The organism is Reyranella sp. (assembly GCF_965228225.1).
GTDB lineage: Bacteria > Pseudomonadota > Alphaproteobacteria > Reyranellales > Reyranellaceae > Reyranella.
This window is the reverse complement of sequence record NZ_OZ245801.1, coordinates 3,629,086-3,653,217: the sequence shown is the minus strand read 5'-3', so window position 1 is coordinate 3,653,217 and position 24,132 is coordinate 3,629,086. Positions and strand designations below refer to the sequence as shown.

The 24,132-nt window shown below is 66.2% G+C and carries 20 protein-coding genes; 6 read left to right on the top strand and 14 right to left on the bottom strand.

The window, feature by feature from the left end; translation table 11 throughout:
• The 11 genes from ACO07K_RS17685 to ACO07K_RS17635 form a co-directional block, all read right to left on the bottom strand.
• Window positions 1-894, bottom strand: a complete 894-nt coding sequence (locus ACO07K_RS17685) for an efflux RND transporter periplasmic adaptor subunit (RefSeq protein WP_422030080.1) — start codon at window positions 892-894, stop codon at window positions 1-3.
• Complete coding sequence (locus ACO07K_RS17680; protein WP_422030078.1) at window positions 894-1,109, bottom strand: DUF1656 domain-containing protein; 216 nt, start codon at window positions 1,107-1,109, stop codon at window positions 894-896. The genes ACO07K_RS17685 and ACO07K_RS17680 overlap by 1 nt, the downstream gene beginning before the upstream one ends.
• Entirely contained in the window at window positions 1,106-3,112 is a 2,007-nt protein-coding gene (locus tag ACO07K_RS17675) for an FUSC family protein (protein ID WP_422030076.1), read from the bottom strand. Before ACO07K_RS17675 ends, ACO07K_RS17680 begins: the two co-directional genes overlap by 4 nt.
• A 166-nt stretch (window positions 3,113-3,278) precedes the next feature.
• Window positions 3,279-4,166 (bottom strand): ABC transporter permease, encoded by an 888-nt coding sequence (locus tag ACO07K_RS17670; RefSeq protein ID WP_422030074.1) that lies wholly within the window; start codon window positions 4,164-4,166, stop codon window positions 3,279-3,281.
• 4 nt (window positions 4,167-4,170) lie between these two features.
• A complete protein-coding gene (locus tag ACO07K_RS17665; protein ID WP_422030072.1) occupies window positions 4,171-5,112 on the bottom strand; it encodes an ABC transporter permease in 942 nt (313 codons plus the stop codon).
• Window positions 5,113-5,116: 4 nt separating this feature from the next.
• Window positions 5,117-6,634 (bottom strand): ABC transporter substrate-binding protein, encoded by a 1,518-nt coding sequence (locus ACO07K_RS17660; RefSeq protein WP_422030070.1) that lies wholly within the window; start codon window positions 6,632-6,634, stop codon window positions 5,117-5,119.
• Window positions 6,631-7,710, bottom strand: coding sequence for an ABC transporter ATP-binding protein (locus ACO07K_RS17655; protein WP_422030068.1), 1,080 nt, complete (start codon window positions 7,708-7,710; stop codon window positions 6,631-6,633). The genes ACO07K_RS17660 and ACO07K_RS17655 overlap by 4 nt, the downstream gene beginning before the upstream one ends.
• Window positions 7,707-8,690 carry an ABC transporter ATP-binding protein gene (locus ACO07K_RS17650; RefSeq protein ID WP_422030066.1) on the bottom strand — a complete coding sequence of 328 codons (984 nt, stop codon included), beginning with the start codon at window positions 8,688-8,690 and terminating at the stop codon, window positions 7,707-7,709. Before ACO07K_RS17650 ends, ACO07K_RS17655 begins: the two co-directional genes overlap by 4 nt.
• 31 nt (window positions 8,691-8,721) lie before the next feature.
• Complete coding sequence (locus ACO07K_RS17645; protein WP_422030064.1) at window positions 8,722-10,527, bottom strand: gamma-glutamyltransferase family protein; 1,806 nt, start codon at window positions 10,525-10,527, stop codon at window positions 8,722-8,724.
• Between the two features lie 50 nt (window positions 10,528-10,577).
• Complete coding sequence (locus ACO07K_RS17640) at window positions 10,578-11,459, bottom strand: YgfZ/GcvT domain-containing protein (protein WP_422030062.1); 882 nt, start codon at window positions 11,457-11,459, stop codon at window positions 10,578-10,580.
• A 68-nt stretch (window positions 11,460-11,527) separates the two neighbouring features.
• Window positions 11,528-12,454 carry a hypothetical protein gene (locus ACO07K_RS17635; RefSeq protein WP_422030060.1) on the bottom strand — a complete coding sequence of 309 codons (927 nt, stop codon included), beginning with the start codon at window positions 12,452-12,454 and terminating at the stop codon, window positions 11,528-11,530.
• Window positions 12,455-12,984: 530 nt separating this feature from the next.
• On the opposite strand from ACO07K_RS17635, the gene ACO07K_RS17630 reads away from it, so the two are divergent.
• From ACO07K_RS17630 to ACO07K_RS17620, 3 genes are all read left to right on the top strand, one after another.
• Complete coding sequence (locus ACO07K_RS17630) at window positions 12,985-13,977, top strand: MDR family oxidoreductase (RefSeq protein ID WP_422030058.1); 993 nt, start codon at window positions 12,985-12,987, stop codon at window positions 13,975-13,977.
• 39 nt (window positions 13,978-14,016) lie between these two features.
• A complete protein-coding gene (locus ACO07K_RS17625) occupies window positions 14,017-15,342 on the top strand; it encodes an aspartate aminotransferase family protein (RefSeq protein WP_422030056.1) in 1,326 nt (441 codons plus the stop codon).
• An 83-nt stretch (window positions 15,343-15,425) separates the two neighbouring features.
• The gene (locus ACO07K_RS17620; RefSeq protein ID WP_422030054.1) at window positions 15,426-16,835 is read left to right on the top strand and encodes a phospholipase D-like domain-containing protein; all 1,410 of its coding nucleotides are present in this window, start codon (window positions 15,426-15,428) and stop codon (window positions 16,833-16,835) included.
• Here ACO07K_RS17620 and ACO07K_RS17615 read toward each other — a convergent pair.
• On the bottom strand, window positions 16,826-17,497 hold the full coding sequence (locus tag ACO07K_RS17615) for an endonuclease/exonuclease/phosphatase family protein (protein ID WP_422030052.1): 672 nt from the start codon (window positions 17,495-17,497) through the stop codon (window positions 16,826-16,828). The two genes, ACO07K_RS17620 and ACO07K_RS17615, sit on opposite strands and share 10 nt — an antisense overlap.
• Window positions 17,494-19,296, bottom strand: a complete 1,803-nt coding sequence (locus tag ACO07K_RS17610) for a cation:proton antiporter (protein ID WP_422030050.1) — start codon at window positions 19,294-19,296, stop codon at window positions 17,494-17,496. The genes ACO07K_RS17615 and ACO07K_RS17610 overlap by 4 nt, the downstream gene beginning before the upstream one ends.
• Before the next feature lie 76 nt (window positions 19,297-19,372).
• Here ACO07K_RS17610 and denD point away from each other — a divergent pair, with 76 nt between their 5' ends.
• Window positions 19,373-20,377, top strand: a complete 1,005-nt coding sequence (gene denD, locus ACO07K_RS17605) for a D-erythronate dehydrogenase (protein WP_422030048.1) — start codon at window positions 19,373-19,375, stop codon at window positions 20,375-20,377.
• A 24-nt stretch (window positions 20,378-20,401) separates the two neighbouring features.
• On the opposite strand, the gene ACO07K_RS17600 is transcribed toward denD, so the two are convergent.
• Complete coding sequence (locus ACO07K_RS17600) at window positions 20,402-21,211, bottom strand: class I SAM-dependent methyltransferase (RefSeq protein WP_422030046.1); 810 nt, start codon at window positions 21,209-21,211, stop codon at window positions 20,402-20,404.
• Window positions 21,212-21,316: 105 nt separating this feature from the next.
• Here ACO07K_RS17600 and ACO07K_RS17595 point away from each other — a divergent pair, with 105 nt between their 5' ends.
• Both ACO07K_RS17595 and ACO07K_RS17590 read left to right on the top strand, forming a co-directional pair.
• Complete coding sequence (locus tag ACO07K_RS17595; protein WP_422030044.1) at window positions 21,317-22,666, top strand: hypothetical protein; 1,350 nt, start codon at window positions 21,317-21,319, stop codon at window positions 22,664-22,666.
• Between the two features lie 11 nt (window positions 22,667-22,677).
• On the top strand, window positions 22,678-24,021 hold the full coding sequence (locus ACO07K_RS17590; protein WP_422030042.1) for a hypothetical protein: 1,344 nt from the start codon (window positions 22,678-22,680) through the stop codon (window positions 24,019-24,021).
• The last annotated feature ends 111 nt before the right edge of the window (window positions 24,022-24,132 follow it).

The following is a 24,132-nucleotide window of genomic DNA, read 5'->3' as shown; positions in this document are numbered from 1 at the left end:
CTAAGGGCGCCGGTCGTGACCCGGCGGGACCTCGCTCACTTCGACAGTCACAGTGAGCCCGGCGACGAGGCGGACTCCTTCCGGTACGTGGGAGATGCGAACGCGTACCGGCACCCGCTGGGCGAGCCGCACCCAGGTGAAGATCGGGTTGACGATTGCGAGGCCGAGTTGATCAGGCCTCGCATTCGCGACGTTGATCCCTCGTGCGACGCTCTCGACTTCGCCGAGCATGAGCTCGTCGTAGCCCATCAGCTTCATGCGAACCGGGGCGCCCTCTTGAATGCGGGAAAGCTGCGGCTCCTCGAAGTAGGCGTCGACCCAGAAGGAATTCGAATCGACGACGGACAGGACGTTGACGCCGGTGTTGGCATAGTCGCCGAGTTGAACGAGGAGGTTGGTGACCCAACCGTCCACGGGTGACCGGATCTGGGTCCGCTCCAGATTGACCTTCGCCTGCTGACGATTGGCGACGGCTTGCTGGTACTGGGCCTGGTTCGCGAGGGCACGGGTCGCGAAGGTCTGCTGCTCCTCCTTCGAAACGGCTTCCGCGCTCAGCCGTGCCCGCCGGTCCGACTGGACGTTCGCATTCTGGGCGTTAACCTCCGCCTGCTTCACCGCAGCTTCAGCCAGTTCGACCGCGATTCGATAGTTCGTCGGATCGATGGTGACGAGCACGTCTCCCCTGTGCACGAACTGGTTGTCGCGGGCTGACACGCTGACAATCTGTCCGGCGACCTGAGGGGCCATCGTCACGACGTAGCTGCGAACCACGCCGTCGCGCGTCCAGGGCGTGCCCATGTACTCCCGCCACATCGCCCAGGACAGTGCGACCGCGACGGCCACGACCACCAGCGTCGCGGCGATTCGTACGAGCTGTGTGAACCGTGCCGGCATCATGCTCCCCGCAGTAGAGGAGCGCTCAGGACCATGAGCGACAGGACGACGAGAAAGAGCGCGAAGGCGAAGAGCGAAGGATGCCAGACGTGGCGCAGGAGGCCAGCCAGCATCAACAACCAGCGCAATAGAAGCGTCGCGAGCCATGCCACGAGCATCATCACCGCTATGGGCGCAACGTAGACCCCGAAGATGTTCACTTCGCTGAATGTCATTGAAGAGATCCTCCGCTGAAATAGGCGGCCTGCTGCGCCAGACCGTCGTCCATCACCTTCAGCAATCCGCGGGTGCGATCGGCGGTCGCGCGCCCGAGCGCCGAAGCGCGTCGCGCGAGCGCCATGTCGACGCGGTGAAGGCCATCGCGCGCAACGGCGACGTCCCCATGAGCAAGCGAAGCCAAAGCGGCGTCCAGTTCGGAGTTCGGCGGGAAGGACCGAAGCGCGCGCCGCAGCCGTATGAGGGTGAGGCCGAGCGAGAGGGCGGCCAGAATCTCTGAGCGTTGCTGCGGCGTCGCCGAATCCGGAATGGCGGCCAGCCTGCCGTACATCAGCGTTTCCCAATCGTCGCGCGCCGCGTTGGCACCGCGGCGGCACAGCGAACGAAAGTCCCGGAGAGTCATCCGGAGAAGCCTGCGCGTCCGTGTGGCCGGCGAAACAGGAGGAAGGATGAGGTAGGATATCGCGCCGATGCAGCAACCGGCCACGACCGCCATCGACGCGTTGTAGAATTGCAGCATGTCGTACGACATCTGGTTTTCGGGGTTCAGCAAAGGCACGAAAAGAGTCGCCATGGCACCGAACACGGGCGGTTTCAGCGGCAGGTAACTGAGCGCGCCTGCCGGGACCAGATAAAGTCCGAGGACGAGGCTCAATCCGACGAAGCTCTGGACGTTCGGCAGAACGGCGAACGCCGTCACCGCGGCGCAACCGGCGGCCATTCCCGTTCCGAGCGCCCAGGCCGACACGCGTGCGAAGGACTCGTCGCCGGCTGCCGCGAAGATGACTGTTGCCAGCGCCGCCCAGACGATCGCCGTGGATCCGTTCGGCCAGGCCGTGGCAATCCACAGCGCCGCCGCGATCAGGACCACGGAGAAGGAGCGGAGGGCCGCAACCAGCGCCGGCAGCAGGTCCGACGGAGCGCGTCGACGCTTTCGTGTCGAGGTTAGCGGTACCCGTCCGTCCCGCAGCAGGGCGAGACCATCGAGCATACGGCAGAAGCCTGCCATTATCCTGGCTGTTTCGTCCGCGAGAAGCCGCATGGAAGGGCTGGCCGCCGGCTCGCGAAGCAGCGCGCGCGCTGTCGCGGCATACGAGCCTCGATCTGGGCTCGCGGTTGCGGCTGCCGCGGGCTGCGGCTGAGCGTCCGCCAGTGCGAACTGCGGCGCCAGCTGGAGAATCCGCCCCGCCTGCTGGGCTGCGACCTCGCTCGGTAGGGCGGAGAGGCGCAGCGAAAGGATGCGCCAGCTCATGAGGGCCTGAAGCAGACCCTCCAGCGCTCTCTGCAGGAGGGACGCATTGTAGCGGACCTGCCACGACTCGCCGATGGCCTCGTCGATCTGCGCGTTCAGGCCTATGACCCTGCGGGCAAGATCGCGCCGCACCATCTGCGAATCGGGAAGCGTACGGGCATTTGCCAGCATGTCCGACACGTGAGACCGGATCTCTTCGGCGATGCCGGAGATCTGCTCCTGCAGTCGATGCGATGCGACGCCGACATGAGTCGAAGCCAGCACGATGCCGGCGGCGACGACACCGATGCAGATCTCGGTCGCCCTGCCGACGGCCAGCATGAAGGCCTGGCCATTTGGCCCGCCGACGGCGCCAAGTTCGGCGCCCGCGACGATGGCGGCCGTTGCTCCGACCAGGGACGCCGAAAGCGCCGACGCATTGCCGAGCTGCGCGGCCACGAAGCCAGATGCGCCGCACAGGAGCGCCAGCGCGATCAGGAAGGCGGCGCGGTCCTGCGGGAAGGCGGCCGAGAGCAGGACGATGGCCGCGGCGCCGACCACTGTGCCGACCACGCGGAACCAGCCGTTCCGCATGGAGGCGCCCAGCCGTGGTTGGCAGACCAGGGCGGCCGTCGTCCCGGCCCAGGACGCGTTGTCGAGCTCCAGCCAGAAGGCGACGAACAGCGCGAGGCAGACGGCAGCCCAGAGGCGCACGCCGAAGAGAATGGGTGCACCTGAAGCGCGAAGAGCTTGTGAGAGGAGCGTGGGCATTCTCGAACCAGCGAAGCCGGGGCCTGTGTCTTGGGTGCCTCCAACATCGCCGATGCGGCATCAGGCGGCCAAGACTACGAAGGTTGTCCCGCGGTGCCTCTTCGTCTGGTGTCGATATACTTTCGTATAGGCATGCGTCGTCCCGAAGGGCGGCGCCGGCGCCCCGCTATTTGTGCCGAGGGTCGAGCGCGTCGCGCAGGCCGTCGCCCAGCAGGTTGAACGACAGGACCGCGAAGAAGATCGCGAAGCCCGGCCAGAAGGCCATCCAGGGCGCCTGGGCGATGAATCGCTGGGCGGAGTTCAGCATGCTGCCCCACGAGGGCGAGGGCGGCTGCTGGCCGAGGCCGAGGAACGAGAGCGCCGCCTCGGCGATGATCGCGCCGGCGATGGCGAGCGAGGCCTGCACCAGCAGGGGCGGCACGATGTTGGGCAGCACGTGGCGCAGCGCGATGCGCCAATGCGGATTGCCGACCGCGCGCGCCGCCTCGACGTAATCCTCGACCTTGGCGGCGATGGTCTGGCCGCGGGTCAGCCGAATGAAGACGGGCGTGGCGGTGACGCCGATGGCGATCATCGCATTGCTGAGGCTCGGTCCGAGGAAGGCGGCCAGCGCGATCGCCAGGATCAGGAACGGAATGGCCAGCATCGCGTCGACGATGCGCGACAGCACCGCGTCGATCCAGCCGCCCGCATAGCCTGCCAGCAGGCCGAGCGGCACGCCGATGCCGAGGGCGATGCCGACCGACACGAGACCTGCACTGAGCGAAGCGCGGGCGCCCCAGATGATGCGGGCCAGCACGTCGCGGCCGACTTCGTCGGTGCCCAGCCAGTGCGCCCAAGAGGGCGGTTTGCGCACCTGGGTGAAGCTCGTGGCGATCGGATCGTAGGGCGAGATCAGCGGCGCCAGGATCGCAACCAGGACGAACAGCACCACGACCACCAGCCCGAACATGGCGCCCTTGCGCCGCTTGAGCCGGCGCCAGGCGCGGGCCCACGGGTTCTCCTCGCGGGCGTCGGCGGTCGGAACGGGGGGAGCGACGGCGGCGACGGTCATCGCATCAGCCCCGCAGCCTTGGATTAACCAGCACGTAGGCCACGTCGGCCAGCAGGTTCAGAACGATGTAGGTCGTGGCCGTCACCAGCACGACGCCCTGCACCACCGCGTAGTCGCGGTTGAACACCGAATCGACGATCAGCTTGCCGAAACCCGGGATCGTGAAGATCTGCTCGGTCAGCACGGCACCCGACAGGAGCGTACCGAACTCCAATGCGCCCAGGGTGATCACCGGGGTCATGGCATTGCGCAGCGCGTGCTTCAGCACGACGCGCCTTTCGTAGAGGCCCTTGGCGCGGGCCGTCCGGACGTAATCCGCACCCATCGCCTGCAGCATGGCGCTGCGCGTATGCCGCATCAGCACGGCGGCGATGGCGTTGCCCAGCACGAAGGCGGGCATCACGGTGGTGGCAAGGCTGGCGCGCCAATCCTCGCCCAGCCGGACATAGCCCGAGGCCGGCAGCCAGCCGAGCGTCACCGAAAACAGGAAGATCATCAGGATGCCCAGCCAGAAGTTGGGCGTGCTGAGGCCCCACAGCGCGAAGACATTGGCGCCATAGTCCCAGGCGGTGTCCTTCTTCACCGCCGAGATGATGCCGGCCGGGATGCCGATGCCGAACGCCACGATCAGCGCCATGGCGGCGAGTTGCAGCGTCACCGGCAGCTTCTCGGCGACCAGCGAGGAGACCGAGCTCTTGAGCCGCATCGACTCGCCCAGGTTCCCCGAGAGCACGCCCTTGATCCAGTAGAAGTACTGGACCGGGATCGGCTCGTTCAGCCGGTACTGCTCGCGGATCTCCTCGAGCACCTTCGGGTCGCGCTCCTCTCCCGCCATGATCAGCGCCGGGTCGCCCGGCAGCAGCTGCTGCAGGCCAAAGATCAGCATCGACACCAGGATCAGCGTCGGGATGATCTGCAGCAGTCGCTGGGAGAGGAAGGTCAGCAAGGTCTTACTTCAGCTTGACGCCGACGACGCGGATCAGCCCGTCGGGCATCTGCTTGTAACCGTCGACCTTGTCGGAAAGCGCGACCAGGACACGGCGATGGTAAAGGTACTTGATCGAGCCTTCGGGCAGGTACTTGGCGGTGACCTTCTCGTAGATCTTCTTGCGCTCGGCCGGATCGCTCTTGATGCGCGCCTCGTTGTGCCAGGCGTCGACCTCCTTGTCGCAATAGCCGGAATTGTTCTGCGGCTGGCCGCAGACGTGGAAGATGTACGAGTTGCCGTCGGGGTCGCTGCGGCCCGACCAGCCGATGAGATAGAGCTGATAGTCCCCGGTCTCGGACTGCTTCAGCGAAGTTGCGAACTCGGTGACCCGGATCTTGAGGTCGAATCCGGTCTCCGCGACCATCGACTGCAGCACTTCGGCCACCTGCCTTGTCTCGGGATTGTTCGGCACCATGAGGTCGAGCGACATGCGGCCGCTGACGCCCGCCTCCTTGAGTAGCGCCTTGGCCTTGGCGACGTCGCGCTTCGGCACCGGGAAGGCCTGCTGATAGTAGGGGTTGGTCGGATTGATCCACTGGTTGCCGACCACGAACTCGCCGTTGAATACGACCTGGTTCAGCGCCTCTCGATCGATCGACAGGTCGAAGGCCTGGCGGACGCGGGCGTCCTTGGCCAGCGGCGTGTCGGCTTTCGGACCATTCGAGAGGTTGATGGTGAGACCTTGGTAGCCGAGCTCGACGGCCGTCACGAGCTTGAGTTTCGGATTATCGCGCACCGTCTTGATGTCGGTCGCCAGCACGCGCTCGATCATGTCGAGGCTGCCGGAGCGCAGGTTCGCCAGCCGCACGGTCGAGTCGGTGATCGGCAGGTAGGTGATCTTGTCGATGAAGACCTGGTCCTTGTTCCAGTAGTCGGCGAACTTTTCGACCACGATGCGGTCCTGCTGGACCCGCTCGACGAACTTGTAGGGCCCGGCGCACACAGGCTTGAGGCCGAACTTGTCGCCCGCCGCCTCCGCGGCCTTGGGCGAGACCATCATGCCGGCCCGATCGGTGAGCTGGGCCAGCAGCGGCGAGAACGGCTCCTTGAGGTTCAGTTTGACGGTCGTCGGATCGACGACGTCGATGGAAACGACGGAGGCGAGCTCGGGCCGGCGGAACGAGCCCTTCATGTTGAGGTGGCGCTCGAGGCTGTACTTCGCGGCGGCGGCGTCGAACGGCTCGCCGTCATGGAACTTTACGCCGGGGCGCAGCTTGATGATGACGGTCTTGCCGTCGGCGGAAGTCTCGTGGCCGAGCGCCAGCTGCGGCACGATCGCGAGCTTCTCGTCGATGTCGAACAGCTTGTCGCAGATCGAGGAGAAGACGATGCGGCCGACATAGGTACGGGCCAAGGTCGGATCGAGCACGTCGGGGTCCTCGGCGAGGCCGACGCGCAGGTTGCTCTGGGCGGCCGCGCCGGACAAAGCGAGGCCGATGAACGTGGCGGCCAGCGCTGCGCGATGAAACGTCTTCTTCATGTTGCCTCCGTTTGAGTGGTGACGAACGCCGCCTGCAGGCGGGCCAGTCGCATGCGATCTTGATCATTGCCCGTTCCCCGGGCGAGCGGGGGCGCGGGCGGAAGGTCGGGCCACCACGGACAAGCGGTGGCGTGATCTGTAGCGTCATCGGACAATTCCGGCACATCGATCCTGCACGATTCGCGGGCGTAGACGCACCGCGTATGAAAGCGGCAGCCCGGCGGCGGATTCATCGCGCTCGGAATATCGCCTTCCAGAAGGGCGCGCTCGCGGACCACGGTCGGATCCGGCTGAGGCACGGCCGACAGCAGCGCGCGCGTATAGGGGTGGCGCGGGTGGCGGAAGAGCTCGTCGGTTGTCGCCGTTTCCACGATCTTGCCGAGATACATCACGGCGATGCGGTCGGCGATATGCTTCACGACCGCGAGGTCGTGGCTGATGAAGACATAGGCGAGTCCGAAGCGTGCCTGGAGCGACCGCATCAGGTTGATGACCTGCGCCTGGATGGAGACGTCGAGGGCCGAAACCGGCTCGTCGGCCACGATGAGCTTGGGCTCGACTGCCAAGGCTCGCGCGATCGCCAGCCGCTGACGCTGGCCGCCGGAGAATTCGTGCGGGTAGCGACGCGCATGCTCGGGCCGCAGGCCGACCAGCTCCAGCAGCTCGCCGACGCGCGCGCGTCGCGCCGACTCAGAAACGGCGAGCCCGTGCAGCATCAGGGGCTCGCCCAGCATGGCGCCCACGGTCATGCGCGGATTGAGCGAGGCGTAGGGGTCCTGGAAGATCACCTGCATGTGCCGGCGCTGGGCGCGCATCCGCGACTCCGGGAGGCCGAGAAGATCCAGGCCCTCGAAGCGGACGCTGCCGCCCGTCGGTTCCAGCAGGCGCAGGGCCAGACGGCCGACCGTCGACTTGCCGCAGCCCGACTCGCCAACAATCGCCAGCGTTTCGCCGGCGTCGACATGGAAGTCGACGCCATCCACCGCGCGGACATGGCCGGAGACGAGGCCGAAGGCACCGCTCTTCACTGGGAAGTACTTCTGAAGCCCCCGAACCTCGAGCAGGGCGCCGCTCATGCGACCACCTGAGACAGCGGGGCGCGACGGCAGCGCGAAAGGTGGCCGGGGGCGACTTCCACGAGGGCCGGCGGTGCGGCGACGCATGCTGGCTCTACGAAGGGGCAGCGGGCGGCGAAGCGGCAACCCGGTGGCGGGCGGGTCATGTCGGGCACACGGCCCTCGATCGAGGGCAGCCGCTCGCGCTTCTCGTCGAGCCGCGGGATCGAGCCCAGCAGCCCGACGGTGTAGGGGTGCTCCGGGCGGGCGAAGAGATCGCGAACGGCCGCGCGCTCGACGATCTGGCCCGCATACATCACGGCCACGTCGTCGGCCATTTCCGCCACCACGCCGAGATCGTGGGTGATCAGGATGATGGCGGTCCCGGTGTCGCGGCGCAGGCCGCGCATCAGGTCGAGGATCTGGGCCTGGATGGTGACGTCGAGTGCCGTCGTCGGCTCGTCGGCAATCAGGAGCTGGGGACCGCAGGCCAGCGCCATGGCGATCATGGCGCGCTGGCGCATGCCGCCGGAAAGCTTGTGCGGATAGTCGTCGATCCGCTTCTCGGGAGAGGGAATGCGCACCAGCTTCAGCACCTCGATGGCGTGCGCCCGCGCTGCCGCCTTGTCGAGACGCTGGTGGCGCTGGATCGCCTCGATGATCTGGTCGCCGATCGTGTAGGAGGGATTGAGCGAGGTCATCGGCTCCTGGAAGATCATCGCGAGCCGCGCGCCGCGCAGATCGCGCATGAGATGCGCATCGAGCGTCAACAGATCGCGCCCCTCGAACACGACCTGGCCGCCGACCTTCGAGTTCTCCGGCGGCAGCAGACCCATGATGGCGAGCGACGTGACGCTCTTGCCGCAGCCCGACTCGCCAACCAGACCGAGAGTCCGGCCCCTGCCCAGCGCCAGATCGATGCCGTCGACGGCATGGACGACGCCATCGTCGGTGGCGAAGTCGACCGTCAGTCCACGCAGTTCCAGTAGCGATTCACTCATCGACGAGCGGGCGCCAGCTTCGTGGAAGCACTCATCGGCCCGCTGCGTAGCCCTGCATGCCGCGTGGATTGGCCGCCGCCTTGCGCCACGGATCGTCGCGCGTCGCGGCGGTGAGACGGCCTTCGGACCACTCGTCGTTCACCTCGACCTCATGGCCGCGCTTCTTCAACTCGGCCACCGTGTCCTTCGGGATACGGCCTTCGACCACCAGCACACCCGGGCGCGCGGTGCGCGGCCAGAAAGAGGAGGGGAAGTGCTCGCTGTGCCAGGCCGGCGCATCGATCGCCTCCTGCAGGTTCATGTCGCAATGAACGTGGCGCAGGAAATGCTGCGTGACCCACTGGTCCTGCTGGTCGCCGCCCGGCGAGCCCCAGACCATGTACGGCTTGCCGTCGCGATGGGCCAAAGTGGGCGTGAGCGTGCTGCGCGGCCGCTTGCCCGGCGCCAGCGAGCCCGGGAGGCCTTCCTCCAGCCAGAACATCTGGCCGCGCGTGCCCAGCGGGAAGCCCAGTTCAGGAATGACCGGCGAACTCTGCAGCCAGCCCCCCGAGGGCGTGGCCGAGATCATGTTGCCGTCCTTGTCGATGATGTCGAAATGGACCGTGTCGCCGTTGGTCTGGCCGACGCGGCCGACCGTGGGTTCGCCTGCGCCGCTCGACGCAACGCCCAGTCGCACGCCGTCGGCACGGCGCAGCTTCACCACGCCGCCGAAACCATCGACCTTGCCGGGCCGCTGCTCCATCGAGGCATAGGCCGGATCGACCAATTCGCGGCGCTCGGCGTTGTAGGCATCCGACAGCAACGTCTGCATCGGCACGTCGACGAAGGCGGGATCTCCGTAGAAGGCCTCGCGATCGGCATAGGCAAGCTTCAGGCATTCGACCTGCAGGTGGATGAAGTCGGGGCTGGTTGGATCCATGCCGTCGAGGTCGAAGCCCTTCAGCAGGGCGAGCTGCTGCAGAACCACCGGGCCCTGCGTCCAGGTATGCGCCTTGCAAACCGTGTACCGACCGTAATCGTAGGTGAGGGGCGCTTCGATCGTGGCCTGCCACTTCGCCATGTCCTGGCCGGTCAGCACGCCCTTGTTGGCCTTGCCCGAGACGTCCATCACGTCCTGGGTGCGGCAGAACTCGTCGATCGCCTCCGCGACGAAGCCTTGGTTCCAGGCCTTCCGCGCGCGCTCGATCTCCATTTCGCGACCGCCGCCGCCGGCCTCGGCCTCCTTGAGGATGCGGGCATAGGTATTGCCCAAGGTGACATTGCGGAAGAGGGACATGGGCTTCGGGACATCACCGCCCTGCAGGAATACCGCGGCGGACGTCTTCCAGTGGGTTCGGAACTGCTCGGCGACTGTGGCGATGGTCGCGGTTGCACGCTCGACGATCGCATGGCCATTCAACCAGTAGCCGATGGCCGGCGACAGCACGTCGGCCAGTCGCATCGTGCCGTAATCGCGCAGAACCAGCATGTAGGCGTCGAATGTGCCCGGGATGCAGGCAGGCAGAAGGCCGGTTCCGGGAATCAGGTCGAGCCCGAGGCCCCTGTAGTGGGCGATGGTCGCGCCGGCCGGCATCGGGCCCTGACCGCAGACGACCTCGGTCTTGCCGCGGCGCACGTCGTGCAGGATCAGCGGTGCGTCGCCGCCGGGACCGCAGAGATGTGGTTCGACGACCTGCAGGGTGAAGGCGGTGGCCACGGCCGCATCGAAGGCGTTACCGCCCCGTTCGAGGATACCCATGCCCACTGCCGTCGCGATCCAGTGCGTGGAGGTGACGACGCCGAACGTGCCGACGATTTCCGGCCGTGTGGTGAAGGGATTGGGATTGATGAGCTTCACGGTCTTCTCCTCGCGCAGGCGGCGCGGAGGGACCTTAAAGCCGGTGGCCTCTAGCCGCCAGAGGCGGCCGGATCCGGAAGGCGCATCCAGGGCGGCATTTCCGGCACGATGCGAGCGTCACCGGCCGTGAGGACGGCCCCATCGGCCCGAATGGCGTCGAGCCGCAGCATGGCGAGCGCGCGATCACCCACGCCGGACCGCAGTTCGCCGACCTCCTCGCTATCGCGACGGACCGGCGTGCCGGGCTCGGGCAGCGTGCCCTCAACCCGCACGGGAAAGAGCCTCTTTTTGATCAGGGCGCGGTACTTGGTGCGGGCCGTCAGTTCCTGGCCCATGTAGCAGCCCTTCTTCCAGTCGACGCCGTGCAGTTCGTCAAAGCCGTTTTCCAGCAGCAGCGCTTTCTCGACCTGTAGGTCCCGGCTTCCGTCGGGTACGCCGAGCGGAAGGCGCAGCGCGTCATAGGCCGCGAGCGGCGCTTCTTCGAAGCCACGGGTTGATAGAAGTGCGGACCCCTGCCCGGTCGGAGCGATCACGCGCACACCGAGTTTCTCGAGGCGCGGATCGGTGAACGAGGCGGCCCCCACACCGAGCGCCCTGGACGCCTCGTCTCCGAAAGCCGCCGCGACTTCCAGCGATGCCCCGAGATCCTCGACGGTCACCTTGGAGCGGAGGGTGTACATTTTGAGCTTCTTCGCGAGCGCCGGCGCGCGCTCGCGCTCCGTCTCCAGAAAGAACGTGTCGTCGCCGGCGTCGACGACGAACATGTCGTTGAGGAAGCGCCCCTGCGGCGTCAGGAGCGCCGCCCAAATGGCCGAAGCCGGTGCCACCTTTCGGGTATCGTTGGAGATCAGGCCTTGCAGGAAGTCGACACGGTCGGCGCCGGCGACGGAAATGACGCTGCGATGAGGCAGCAGGCTGAAATGGGACGGCATGACGAGCAGAGTTGGGGGTGACCCCTCGGCTTGGCAAGCGCCCCATGGGCACATATTAATTGTGGTTTTTATCGGCGTGAGGATAAACCGGAGGCTTGCCGGATCTGCCGAGCGTTGTTCGGAAGAGCGAGCCGCAGCGCCGCAGAACGCTGGACGGGCCACGCAAAAAGGCTGCAATCGACGCCCATTTCGCCCAATCGTGCGATCGCCTCGTCGCGAATGGACGGATCGGTCAGACGATCCCGCTCGGCATCCTCGGATGCGCGCATGTGACTGCTCTGGCCATCGCGCGTTCCGTCGAGAGAGGCGCCGAGCTTGGTCTCGATCGCGCGCATATGCTCTTTACGGACCAGCGAGACGGCCGCACGAAGCATCGACCACTCGCGCCGGGTCCCGGAGAAATGGTCCAGCAGGTAGGTTGCGGTTTCGACCGGCCGATCGATCAGGTTCTCGTACGGAATCATCTTCACGAGGTCGGGATGGCGGGCGGCCTGAAGCTGATAGGTGATGAACTGGCGCGCGTAGGAGATCAGTGCCGCTCCGAAAAGATACTCCCGGAAGGACATGTTGGCGACGGGGCGACCACGAAATAGGTGATACGCCGGGTTCACATGCGCCTGACAGTAGCGGAAGTAGGAATATGCCTGGTCGATCGGGTTGCGATACACGAGCGCGATCGGTCCTCCGCGGCCCTTTCGCGCCGCGCGCTCCATCGCGGGCACCTTGATGGATGCATAGTCGTAGATCGCGAGGTCTACGGGCGTGTGCCGGTAGCTCGTTTCTTCACGGAGGCAATCGTAGCCCGGTACGTGGAAGGAGGTCTGCTGCCACCAATGGCGGGCGGGTAGCAGGTCCTGGAAGCCCGGACAGACCGTATGCCCGATGAACATGTGCTCGGTGGGCAGAGTACCGGCCACGCGAAACAGAGGCCCGCCCCTGAATCGGCCGAAGTCGAAGGCCGGACCCTTGGGATTGCCGACGACATCGCCGGTCAACAGATCGTCCAGTCGGCCGCCCCGTTCGAGGTGGCAGACAAAGGAGAAGAGGTAACGAAGGAACCAGGTGCCCGAACGCGGCACAGTCGACAGGACAGGGAGGCGATAAGTTCCGAACATGCAACCCGGTACGCAATGAGCGTCCCTTGTCTCCCCGTAATCAGATTCTCAATTTACCTTAACAGGCCCGACGCAGTCGCGGCGCCTCTTTTTTGCATTGTCGCAGTAGTAGCGGTGCAGATCACCATACACGTTCTGAATGTGCTTCATTCTTGGGCAGGCAGCCGCATTATGAGGCGAGGGATGTAACCAAAGCGGCTCACTGGATCAGATCTGTCGTCGAATGCGCTCCATCGGATCCGTTGACTGCTGGATCTTTGATCCCTCTTCAGTGTGACTGCGCGATGCTCGCGTTTGCTCCCTCCGCGGACCGGCCCGCCGGTACGACCGGCGAAACGGGACCATCTCGGAGGCTGTCTAAGCGTCGGCGGCCTTGCTAGAGAGCACGACCCAATTGTTGAGGAGCTCCCATGACCTTCCGCGCACTTCTCCTGACCCAGGGTGCAGACCGCAAGGTCAGCGGCGCCATCGAAACCCTGCCCGAGGACAGGCTGCCGGTGGGAGATGTCGTCGTTGCGGTTGACTATTCGACCCTGAACTACAAGGACGGCCTCGTGCTGACGACCGGGGGGGGGCTGGTCAAGACCTGGCCCCATGTCGGCGGCATCGATTTCGCGGGCACCGTGGAGAGCTCCGAAAATGCGGCCTTCAAGGCCGGCGACAAGGTCGTCCTGAACGGTTATCGCGTCGGCGAACTCCACTGGGGCGGCTATGCCACGAAGGCTCGGCTCAAGGGCGACTGGCTCGTCAAGCTGCCAGCCGGCCTTTCGACCCGGCATGCGATGGCGATCGGGACCGCTGGCTACACCTCCATGCTCTGCGTCATGGCCCTGGAGAGGCACGGCATCGCTCCCGCCCAGGGCGAGATTCTCGTCACGGGAGCGGCCGGCGGCGTCGGCTCTGTCGCCGTCGCGATCCTGGCCAATCTGGGCTACAACGTGGTCGCTGCGACCGGCCGGCCCCACGAGGGCGAGTACCTGAAGTCGCTCGGTGCCACGACGATCATGGACCGAAAGGAACTGACGGAGGCGCCGGATCGCCCGCTGCTCTCGGAGCGCTTTGCGGGCGTCGTCGACACGGTTTCCGGTGTGATGTTTGCCAAGGCCCTGGCGCAGGTGAAGTACGGCGGTGCGGCGGCGGTCTGCGGTCTCGCGGCAGGTCCTGCATTTCCGGGCTCGATCCTGCCCTTCATCCTGCGGGGCGTTTCCGTCTATGGCATCGACTCGGTGATGCTGCCGAAGGCGCCGCGTGAGGAAGCGTGGCGTCGTCTCGGTACCGACCTGCCGCTCGACAAGCTCGACAGCGCCGTGAGTGAGGCGGGGCTGGGCGATCTCATGGCGCTGGCCCCAAAAATCCTCAAAGGAGAGATACGCGGCCGCGTGGTCGTCGACGTGAACAAGTGATAGCGTAACCCAGAGTTCATCTTACCCGAAGGTCTGCCGATGACGCCGCCGAACACTGCGCCTGCCGCCAACAATCTCGAAGCGTTCTTCATGCCGTTCACCGCGAACCGGCAGTTCAAGAAGAATCCGCGCATGCTGGCCAGGGCGAAGGGTGTTCACTACTGGACGCCGGAGGGCCGCAAGATCATCGACGGTACGGCCGGTCTGTGGTGTGTCAACGCCGGCCACGGCCGCGAGGAGATCAAGGCGGCGATCGCGAAGCAGCTGGATGAGATGGACTATGCGCCGTCGTTCCAGATGGGCCATCCCAGGGCCTTCGAACTGGCGGCGCGCCACGCCGCTCTCCTGCCGGGCGACCTCAACCACGCCTTCTACTGCAACTCCGGTTCCGAGGCGGTCGACAGCGCGCTCAAGATCGCGCTGGCCTATCATCGTGCCAATGGCCAGGGCACCCGCACGCGTTTCGTCGGCCGCGAGCGCGGCTATCACGGTGTCGGCTTCGGCGGCATTTCCGTAGGCGGCATGGTCAACAATCGCAAATGGTTCGGCGCGATGCTGCCGGGTGTGGACCATCTCCCGCACACCCATCTGCCGGAGAACGCCTTCTCGAAGGGCGAGCCGGAGAATGGCGCCCATCTCGCGGATGCGCTGGAAGGCATCGTTGGCCTGCACGACGCTTCCAACATCGCTGCCGTCATCGTCGAGCCCTGCGCCGGCTCGACCGGCTTCCTGCCGCCGCCCAAGGGCTACCTGAAGCGCCTGCGCGAGATTTGCGACAAGCACGGCATCCTGCTGATCTTCGACGAGGTCATCACCGGCTTCGGCCGTCTCGGCGCCTCCTTCGCGGCCGACAAGTTCGGGGTGATTCCCGACCTGATGACGGTCGCCAAGGGCATCTCCAATGCCACCGTGCCGATGGGCGGCGTGTTCGTGCGCAAGCACGTGTTCGACGGGCTGATGAACGGGCCGGAGAACGCCATCGACCTGTTCCACGGCTACACCTACTCGGCCCATCCGCTGGCCTGTGCGGCGGCGTCGGCCGTGCTCGACATCTACCGCGACGAGGAGTTGTTCGCCCGGGCGGCAGAGCTGTCGCCCTACTGGGAAGAGGGCATCCACTCGCTGAAGGGGCTGCCGAACGTCACCGACATCCGCAATCTGGGTATGGCCTGCGGTATCGACCTGGCGCCGGAGGGTGCGGTCGGCACGCGCGGCTACAAGGCCTTCGTCAAGGCCTTCGACCTGGGCCTGATGGTCCGCCAGTCGGGCGACGCCATCGCCATGTCGCCGCCGCTGGTGATCGAGAAGGCCCAGATCGACGAAATCGTCGAGATCACCGCGAAGACCATCAAGGCGGTGGCCTGACGCCTGCGCAGCTGCGCATGGCGTTCTATACGGGGCGTCGCTAGAACCTGTTCTGGACCAGCCGCGGGCGGGGAACAGGCAACGTGACACTCGATGACAATCTGGCGGCAGTGGTCGGTGCGACCGCTGCCGTGGCGCATGTCGCCCTTGCCGTCGCCGTCACGGTCCATGTGCTGCTCTACAAGCGCAGCGTCGGGGCCGCGGTGTCCTGGATCGGCATCGCCTGGCTCTCGCCGTTCCTGGGCGGGCTGCTCTACGCCATCATCGGCATCAACCGCGTGAAGCGGCGGGCCCAGCGGCTGAGACGTCAGCACCTGCCGCCTGCCGCGGACGATCCCGCCGCAACGGTGACGCGGGATTCGCTGACGCCGCTGGAGTATGCGGTCGGTCGGGTGACGGGCCTGCCGTCGAAGCCCGGCAACATCGTCGAGATGATGCACAGCGGGGATGAGGCCTACCCGCGCATGCTCGAGGAGATCGGCAGGGCGAAGACGAGCATCGGGCTCTGCAGCTACATCTTCCGCGCCGATTCCGTGGGCGAGAAATTCCACGAGGCCTTGATCGAAGCGCAGCAACGCGGCGTGAAGGTGCGCGTCCTGATCGACGGTGTCGGCGGCGGCTACTTCTGGTCGGGTACCTATAACCGGCTGCGCAAGGCCGGCGTCCCGATCGCGCGCTTCCTGCATTCCTATTTTCCCTGGCGCACGCCGTTCGTGAACCTGCGCAATCATCGCAAGCTGCTGGTCATCGACGGTCGCGTGGCCTTCACCGGCGGGCTCAACATCGGCGCGGAGAACGTCATCGCCGAGAACCCGCCCCATCCCGTCCGCGACACGCATTTCCGCATCGAAGGTCCCGTGGTCGAGCAGCTCACCGACGCCTTCGCCGACGACTGGCAGTTCACGACGGGCGAGCAGCTGGACGACGACTGGTTCCCGACGCTCGAGCCGCTCGGGACGGTCCTGGCGCGCGTCGTGCCCTCCGGTCCTGACGAGGACATGGAGCAGATCGAATTCGTGACCCTGCATGCCATCTCCTGCGCGCGCGAGTCGATCCGGGTGGTGACGCCTTATTTCCTGCCGGGCGAGCCGCTCACCATGGCGCTGGGCCTCGCGGCGATGCGCGGCATCAAGGTCGACATCCTGCTGCCGGAGAACTCCAATCACGCGATTCTCGATTGGGCGCGGCGGGTGCCCCTCAGGCCGCTGATCGAGGCCGGGTGTCGTATCTGGCTGATGCCGGCGCCGTTCGATCACTCCAAGCTGATGACGATCGACGACTCCTGGTCGTTCATCGGCAGTGCCAACTGGGACACGCGCAGCTTCCGCCTGAATTTCGAGCTGAACGTCGAACTGCACGACGCCGCCTTCGCGCGGCAGATCGTGGAATCGAAGAAACCGCAGCGCTGCCTGACCCTCGCCGAGATCGACGGCGATCCGTTGCCGATCCGCCTGCGCAACAGCGCGGCCCGGCTGCTGCAGCCCTATCTGTAGAAGCGCTTCAGCCTGTCCTTGCGGACCCGCGGGGGCTTCTCCGCGGCCTCGGCGCTTTCGGCGAGGCGGAGTTCGAGCCGGATCGGCCGGTGGTCGGAGGGACCGAAATCCAGCGCATCCGCCGTGGTGCAGACCAGCCTGTGGGCGAGACAGCGATCGAGGCGGACCGGCATGACGTTGCCCGAGAGGTGCGTGGGCTCGCGCGGGCCGACATCGACGAAGCCGGGAAGGAAGACAGGCCCGACCGCATTGTAATCGCCAATGATGGCCGACGGCTTGCCCTGCAACGCCGCGGCGATGCGCGCGAGCTGGCGGCGGTTCAACAGCTGGCCGTGCGAGAGGTGGACGTTGGCGAAGGTGATCTCGCCCATCTGGATGATCTGGGCGCGCCGGCGCGGCAGTCTTCCGGGAAGTCGCGAGGCCGGCAGCGACAGGGCCACGGGGCGGGGAAAATGGGTCGGACTCCAGACGGCCAGACCGTGGATGCGCCCCAGCCACGACAGCCGGTAGAAATGGCCGCCGACCAAGCTCGGCAGCGCCTCGATCTGCTGTGTCGCCTCCTGCATGAGCAGTATGTCGGGTTTCTGGACGTTGATCAGAGTTGCCACGTCCTCGACGGCCGCGCCGATGAGGCGCAGCAGGTTCCAGCTCACGACCTTCACGGCTTGCCCACCTTGTCGCGACGGGCGCGGCGGATCTGCTCGGTCATCGATGCCGTCCCGCCGGCGGCAGCCTGGAGTTCATTTCTCACCTGCTCGCGTCTTTCGTGGATCGAGGCAATGACCAGCCCCATCGGGACACCGAGGCCCACCAGCGCCGATTCGGCCAGTTGGAGGCTCGCCTCGATCGTCTCGGGCACGGCATCGGTGACGGCCAGCGTGTAGAGATGACGGGCATGCTCGGCATCGTGGGCGCGGGCGACGATCATCACGTCGGTCCGCCGGGCGCGCACGGCACGTACGACATCGTCGACCGCGGCCGTGTCCAGCGTGACGATCACGCCCGTCGCCTCGTCGATGCCGCAACGCTGCAGGAACAGCGCGTTGGACGCGTCGCCGAAATAGACCGGCCGGCCGAGCTTCCGCCAGCGCTCGACGCGGGCCGCGTCACGGTCGGCCGCGATGTACGAGATTCCGTGTTTCTCGAGCTGGTCGCAGACGAGCTGCCCCACCCGTCCGTGGCCGACGACGATCACCCGCCTGGCGTGATCCGAGGGCGGTAGTTGCGTTGCCGGGGCGTCGCCCGTCACCTGCTGGGCCACGCGCTGGGCGGCGCGGCGCGCGAACAGCGACACGAACGGCAAGGTACCCATGGTCAGCGACACGACCGCCAGGACGCCGGCCGCGACCCCCGGGTCGACCAGGCCCAACTGGGCGGCGAGGCCGATGCCGATGAAGGCGAACTCGCCGCCCGGGGCCAGCAGCAGGCCGGTTTCGACGCTGGCGGCCCACGATATGCCGAACAGGCGGCACAGCGGGACGAGCAGGGTCGTCTTGAGAACCATCATCGCTGCGAACCCGCCGAGCACGAGGACGGGTTCACGCCAGATGAAGCTCAGGTCGATATGCATCCCGACCGAAAAGAAGAAGACGCCGAGCAGAAGCCCCCGGAAGGGATCGATCATCGCCTCGACGGCACGCCGGTATTCCGTTTCGGCCAGAAGCAGTCCGGCGATGAAGGCGCCGAGCGCCATGGACAGGCCGGCAAAGGCGGCGATCACGCCAGATCCGACGGCGATCAGCAGCGTCGCCGCCATGAAGAATTCCGGGTTGTCGGTGCTGGCGGCCAGCCGGAACAGGGGCTTCAGGATCACCCTGCCGACGAGGGCGATCACCGCTATGGCGAGCGACGCCTCGACGACCGCGACCAGCACGCCCTGGACGATCGAACCCTCGGAATGTCCCCCGAGAGCGCTGACGAGGAACAGGAGCGGCACAACGGCCAGATCCTGAGCGAGCAGGATGGCGAAGCTGGTCCGGCCGGTGGTCGACATCATGCGGCGCTGGCCGGACAGCAGCTCCATGACGATGGCGGTCGAGGACAGGGCAAGGCAGGTGCCGATGATGAGCGCGGCGGCGGCGGGCTGTCCGAGCCAAAACGCCGCCAGGCTGATCGCAAGCGCCGACAGCACCACCTGCAGGCCGCCCAGTCCGAAGACCAGGCGGCGCATGGTGATCATACGCCGCATCGAGAGTTCGAGTCCGATGAAGAACAGCAGGAAGACGATGCCGAGATCGGCGATGAAGGCGATCTGTCTTTCACCCGTGACCGTGAGCCAGTCGATCGCACGGGAATAGTCGGCCAGGCGGCCGAGCCCGTGAGGCCCCAGCGCAGCGCCGACGACCAGGAAGCCAAGCACCGGGCTGATCTTGAGCCGAGTCACCACGGGGGCCACTACGGCGGCCGTTCCCAGAACGATGAGAGCGTCCTTGAACGCGTAGATGTCGGCGGGTCCGGCCATGCCGCGCAAACATAGACTGCAGGCGGCGATCTGTGCACACTTTCGTCCGCACACAACGAAATCGGACGGAAACGACATGAAGGTGGTCATCACCGGCGGGGCGGGCTTTCTGGGCAAGAAACTCGCACGGCGCATACTGCAGCAGGGCGAGATCGCGGCGGCCTCCGGCCAGCCGCAGAAAGTCAACGAACTGCTTCTGTTCGATGTCGGCAAGGCCGAGGGGCCGGGCCTGGACGATCCGCGGGTCAAGACGATCGCGGGCGACATCTCGAATTTCGCGACCGTGCAGTCCATCGTCCAGGGCGCGTCGACCGTGTTCCATTTCGCCGCCGTCGTCAGCGCCGGCGCCGAGGCCGACTTCGACCTGGGGTACCGGGTCAATCTCGACGGTACCCGCAATGTCCTGGAGGCCTGCCGGGCCCTCGGCACCAATCCGCGCGTGGTATTCACCAGTTCGCTGGCCGCCTTCGGTGGTGACCTTCCCCCGGCCGTCACCGACGACACCCCGCTGACACCCCAGACCTCCTATGGCGCGCAGAAGTCGATCGGTGAATTCCTGGTGCGCGACTACACGCGCAAGGGGTTTCTGCGCGGCACCTCGGTGAGATTGCCGACGATCTGCGTGCGCACGGGCCTGCCCAACAAGGCGGCGTCGACTTGGGCGAGTTCGGTGCTGCGCGAGCCGCTGACCGGCGTCGACGTCGTGTGTCCCGTGACGCCCGAGACGGTCATGGTGGTCCTCAGCCCGCGCAAGACCGTCGACGCGTTCATGCGCCTGCACGATCTGCCTCCGGAGGCCTTCGGTCCGGGACGCACGCTGCTGCTGAACGGCATCAACGTGACGGCCAGGGAGCTGGAACTGGCGGTCGGCCGCCATGCCGGCAATCGTAAGGTCGGCAAGGTCGTGTGGCAGCACGATCCTGCTATCCAGAAGATCTGCGACGGCTGGCCCCAGGGCATCGATTCGGCGCGCGCCCGTCGCCTGGGCTTCGAGACCGACGAGGATCTCGACGAGGTCGTGCGCCACTTCATCGCCGACGATCTCGACGACCAGATGAAGATCGCGAAACCTGCGGCCTGACCGCCGCAGGAGCCGGCCGGCGCTCTAGCGGCCGCGCAGCATCCGCCAGCCGTTCTGGAGATGGCGCATCGGCCCCCAGACATGACGGGTCCGCATCATGTGCCAGCGCTGCGGCTCGTTGTCGGGACCCGCGACGGACCCGGCATCCTCGACGTAGTCGGTGATGCCGACGGCGTCGGTATCCCAGGGACCGGTCGTCTTGAAGATCGTGGTCTTGGCGCCGTAGCCCTGCAGCGCCCGCGACATGCCGGACGCCATGAAATCCATGTAGCGCGGCAGGCTCTCGGGCCGGCAGAGGTAGCCCTTGTTGAACCCGACGGCGAGCAGGCGGAAATGGAACGGGTTCTTCTCGATATAGCGGATGACTTCGGTCGTGTTGGCCGGGTAGCGCGGCGAGAAGAAATCGTCGATCACGACGATCCCATCGGTGTTGACGATCCGGTTGGCGAACTCCAGCTCGCGATAGACCGCCGTCCCGGTATGCTCCCCGTCGATGTGGAACCACCGGACCGACTGATGCATCGCCTGCAGGTCGAGCTTGGCCGGCAGGTCGGCGGACGGGCCGGACAAGGGCACGAGGTTAGTGGCCTTCGCGCCGACCGATTCGATCGAGCGCTGGACCGCAGCCTCATCGAGCCGCAGATCGCACAGGTAGAGCTTCTCGTTGCCCTTCCGGTAGGAGGCGAGGACGGAGGCCGACCGGCCCCGCCAGACGCCGATCTCGAACAGGTCGCCGGAAATCCCGGCCTGCTGGTCGAGCAAGGCGCGCCAGACGCAATAGGACTGGAACATGAACCAGCCCGGAATCGCGTCGATTTTCTCCCAACTGAGCATCCACCATCCTCGTTTGCCGCGCCTTGCTAACAGCGCCCCTTCGACGCTGCAAGCCGTCACCGCTTGCACCTGCGGCACGGGTCCTGTAGGCCCCCTCGCGGAGAAATGCCAACAACTACAATCGCCTACAGGGCCACGGTCGGCCTGCTCTGGACCCTGGTGCTCTGGCACAGCTGGGAGTGCCGGGGGCTTTTCGTCGACGGGTCTGCCTTTCTCGTGCAGATCGCCCGACGCGAATGGTTCTTCGACTTCTACAATCCACGGCTCTACGCGATGATCGTGGGACAGGTCCCGATCATCACCGCGGTCTTCCTGGGGGTCACCGACCTCCATCTCCTGGCACAGCTATTGTCGCTGGGCCTCTTCGCGGTCCCGACGGCGCTCTATCATCTCGCCCTCTTGAGGGTTAAGGACGATCCCGTCCTGCTGGCCGCACTGCTGGCCGTCATCGGGGTGGTCTTCATGACGACCTCGTTCTTCATCGTGGGCGAGTACAATACGGCCTACGCCATAGGTATCGCCGTGGCCGTCCGTCTGGTGACGGCGCGGGAATTGACGGTGGCCGACGGGGCTTTCCTGGTCGCAGTGGGATTGCTCGGGATCAGGGCCTACGAGGTGATGCTCTATCTCGGCCCCTTGCTGGCTGCGATGATCCTCTGGACCGTCTACCGGATTCCCGTCCGGCCGATCGTCGCCACGATCCTCTATATGATCGCCAGCCTGGCATTTCTGGGTGGTCTGTGGGTGGCGGCCGATTCGCTGATCCATCCGTTTTCGCAGGATCACCTGAGCCGGACGGCGGCGACGGCTCTCGACGCCTGGCAGAACGTCCAGTTCGACCTGGCGATGGGCGCCGCCCTGGTCATCTCCGGCTGGGCTGTGTTGCGACCTCAGGATCTCTCCGGGCGCAGGCCCTACGTCTTCGCCGGCATCTTCCTTCTGCTGCTGGCTTTGTCGCCTTTGCTCGTGCTGACGGACTCGCTGGTTCGCCCGCACGCCAAGTCGCAGTACACGGCGCGCAGCATCGCCGGTCTCGTGATCGCCACCGTCATCATCCTGATGTGGCTCTACACCTCGTCCTTCGGCACCCGGTTCGCCGCACTGGCTGCCTTGCGGCGTCCCGATGTCTCGCGCCGGATGCTCGCCTTCGGCTGCCTCATGGTGATCGCGGTGATGCCGTCCAACATCTACCTGACGCTCGAGTGGCGCAGCTATCTGGAGACCGTGCGGTCGATCGTGCGGAACAACAGTGGCGTGGTTCCCTTCGAATCCACACCGCTCGCCCGGCGGCCCCTCGAGACGCTGGTCGAGTCGTGGATCCTGCCCAGCCAGAGCCTGGCCCTGCGGTCGAAGCGGACCGACGGCATCATCGCTCCGCCGCGAAACTTCAATTCTTGGCAGCCGTTTCCGCCGGCCGAACCCTATCCTCTCGGCCACTACATGTGGCGCGACTGAAGGTGCCGGGCATGTCACCGGTGGCGGTCGCCCGGGGCGTCGCCGTCATCCTCTGGGCGCTGGCTCTGCACAATACGCTGGCCTGCCGCGGGCTGTTCTGGGACGGATCCTCGTTCCTGGTGAATTTGCTCGACCATGGAAATTTCCACGATTTCTACGCGGCCCGTGCGCATGTCGACTGGGTGACGCAGGCCCCCGTCCTCCTGCTGGCGCGGTTGGGCGTTCGCGATACGGAGCTGCTCGCCATGGCGCAATCGGCGGCTCTGTTTGCACTGCCGACGGCTTTCTACCACCTCGCCCTCGCACGCGTGCGCCGCGATCCGGTGCTGCTGGCGGCGGTGCTCGCGATCATCGCCGTCGTGTTCCTTCCGACCTCGTTCTTCATCATTGGCGAATACAATGTCGCCTTCGCCTGCATCACGGCTGCCATGGCGGTCGCCCTCACGATCGGCGCGAGCAGCCGGCGGGATGCCGCCCTGCTGCTGGCCTTCGGCCTGCTCTGTCTGAGGTCCTACGAGGCCATGATCTATCTCGGGCCGCTGGTGGCGAGCGCGATCCTGTGGTCGACGCGGCGCAGCGGCGACCGGCTGACGAGGCTGCTCGGCGCGCTGGCGGCGCTCGCCTTCATCGGCGCGGCGGTCGTATCGGCCGTCACCATCGTCGACTACTGGGACCATCCGCATTTCATGAAGGTGCGTTCCACCAGTGTCGATTTCTGGCAGAACATGCAGTTCTCCATTCCGTTGGCAGGCTTTCTCATCTGCGCCATAGCGGGCCTGCGAAGGCCGGCCTGGCTGGAGGGCAGGGGGCCATTGGTGGTCATGGGCGTCATCGCGCTGCTGCTGGCCCTGTCGCCGTGGTGGCGGCTCGTGCATGGGCCGTCGATTCTCTATCCACCTTCGCACTACGTGGCCAGACAGGCGGCCGGTGTATTGCTGGCGGCCTTCCTCGTCGGCATGTGGCTGCAGGTGGCGCGGCGCGATCCGCCGCGTGTCTTCGCCGTCGTACGCCGACCGGAGGTGGCTCGGCGCATGCTGCTGCTGCTGGGGGCGCTGACGGTCGCGGGGGCGATACCCGACATCGTGCTCACGCGCCTGTGGACCGGATACGTGGAGCGCCTGCGCGTCGTCGTCGACGGCAGCAAGGGCATGGTGCGGGCCGAGACGCTGCCGCTGCATGACTGGCCGAACAAGCTCTTCTTCCAGGACTGGTCCTATCCGGCGTTGAGCGCGGTCGTCAGCCGCTCGCCCGGCCAGTCCTATGTCGTGTCCGACCAGAACTATCTCAGCAATCCGCCCTTCGAGCCCTCGTGCGGCCTGCTGCCGAAGCTCAAGGGGTACGGCTGGCGCAGCTAGCAGGCCGTTGGAATAGGCCGTTGAGAAGCGCCGAAGAGCAACATTGTTGCGTCAACCGGCACCCCGACACGGGATACAGGGGGTGCGACGTTCGCTTCATTTATTTCGTTT

Excerpts from the sequence above, each read along its gene's own strand:
- ACO07K_RS17685 (WP_422030080.1), bottom strand. The coding sequence starts at position 894 with ATGCCGGCACGGTTCACACAGCTCGTACGAATCGCCGCGACGCTGGTG.
- ACO07K_RS17680 (WP_422030078.1), bottom strand. The coding sequence starts at position 1,109 with ATGACATTCAGCGAAGTGAACATCTTCGGGGTCTACGTTGCGCCCATA.
- ACO07K_RS17675 (WP_422030076.1), bottom strand. The coding sequence starts at position 3,112 with ATGCCCACGCTCCTCTCACAAGCTCTTCGCGCTTCAGGTGCACCCATT.
- ACO07K_RS17670 (WP_422030074.1), bottom strand. The coding sequence starts at position 4,166 with ATGACCGTCGCCGCCGTCGCTCCCCCCGTTCCGACCGCCGACGCCCGC.
- ACO07K_RS17660 (WP_422030070.1), bottom strand. The coding sequence starts at position 6,634 with ATGAAGAAGACGTTTCATCGCGCAGCGCTGGCCGCCACGTTCATCGGC.
- ACO07K_RS17655 (WP_422030068.1), bottom strand. The coding sequence starts at position 7,710 with ATGAGCGGCGCCCTGCTCGAGGTTCGGGGGCTTCAGAAGTACTTCCCA.
- ACO07K_RS17650 (WP_422030066.1), bottom strand. The coding sequence starts at position 8,690 with ATGAGTGAATCGCTACTGGAACTGCGTGGACTGACGGTCGACTTCGCC.
- ACO07K_RS17640 (WP_422030062.1), bottom strand. The coding sequence starts at position 11,459 with ATGCCGTCCCATTTCAGCCTGCTGCCTCATCGCAGCGTCATTTCCGTC.
- ACO07K_RS17630 (WP_422030058.1), top strand. The coding sequence starts at position 12,985 with ATGACCTTCCGCGCACTTCTCCTGACCCAGGGTGCAGACCGCAAGGTC.
- ACO07K_RS17625 (WP_422030056.1), top strand. The coding sequence starts at position 14,017 with ATGACGCCGCCGAACACTGCGCCTGCCGCCAACAATCTCGAAGCGTTC.
- ACO07K_RS17610 (WP_422030050.1), bottom strand. The coding sequence starts at position 19,296 with ATGGCCGGACCCGCCGACATCTACGCGTTCAAGGACGCTCTCATCGTT.
- denD (WP_422030048.1), top strand. The coding sequence starts at position 19,373 with ATGAAGGTGGTCATCACCGGCGGGGCGGGCTTTCTGGGCAAGAAACTC.
- ACO07K_RS17600 (WP_422030046.1), bottom strand. The coding sequence starts at position 21,211 with ATGCTCAGTTGGGAGAAAATCGACGCGATTCCGGGCTGGTTCATGTTC.
- ACO07K_RS17595 (WP_422030044.1), top strand. The coding sequence starts at position 21,317 with ATGCCAACAACTACAATCGCCTACAGGGCCACGGTCGGCCTGCTCTGG.
- ACO07K_RS17590 (WP_422030042.1), top strand. The coding sequence starts at position 22,678 with ATGTCACCGGTGGCGGTCGCCCGGGGCGTCGCCGTCATCCTCTGGGCG.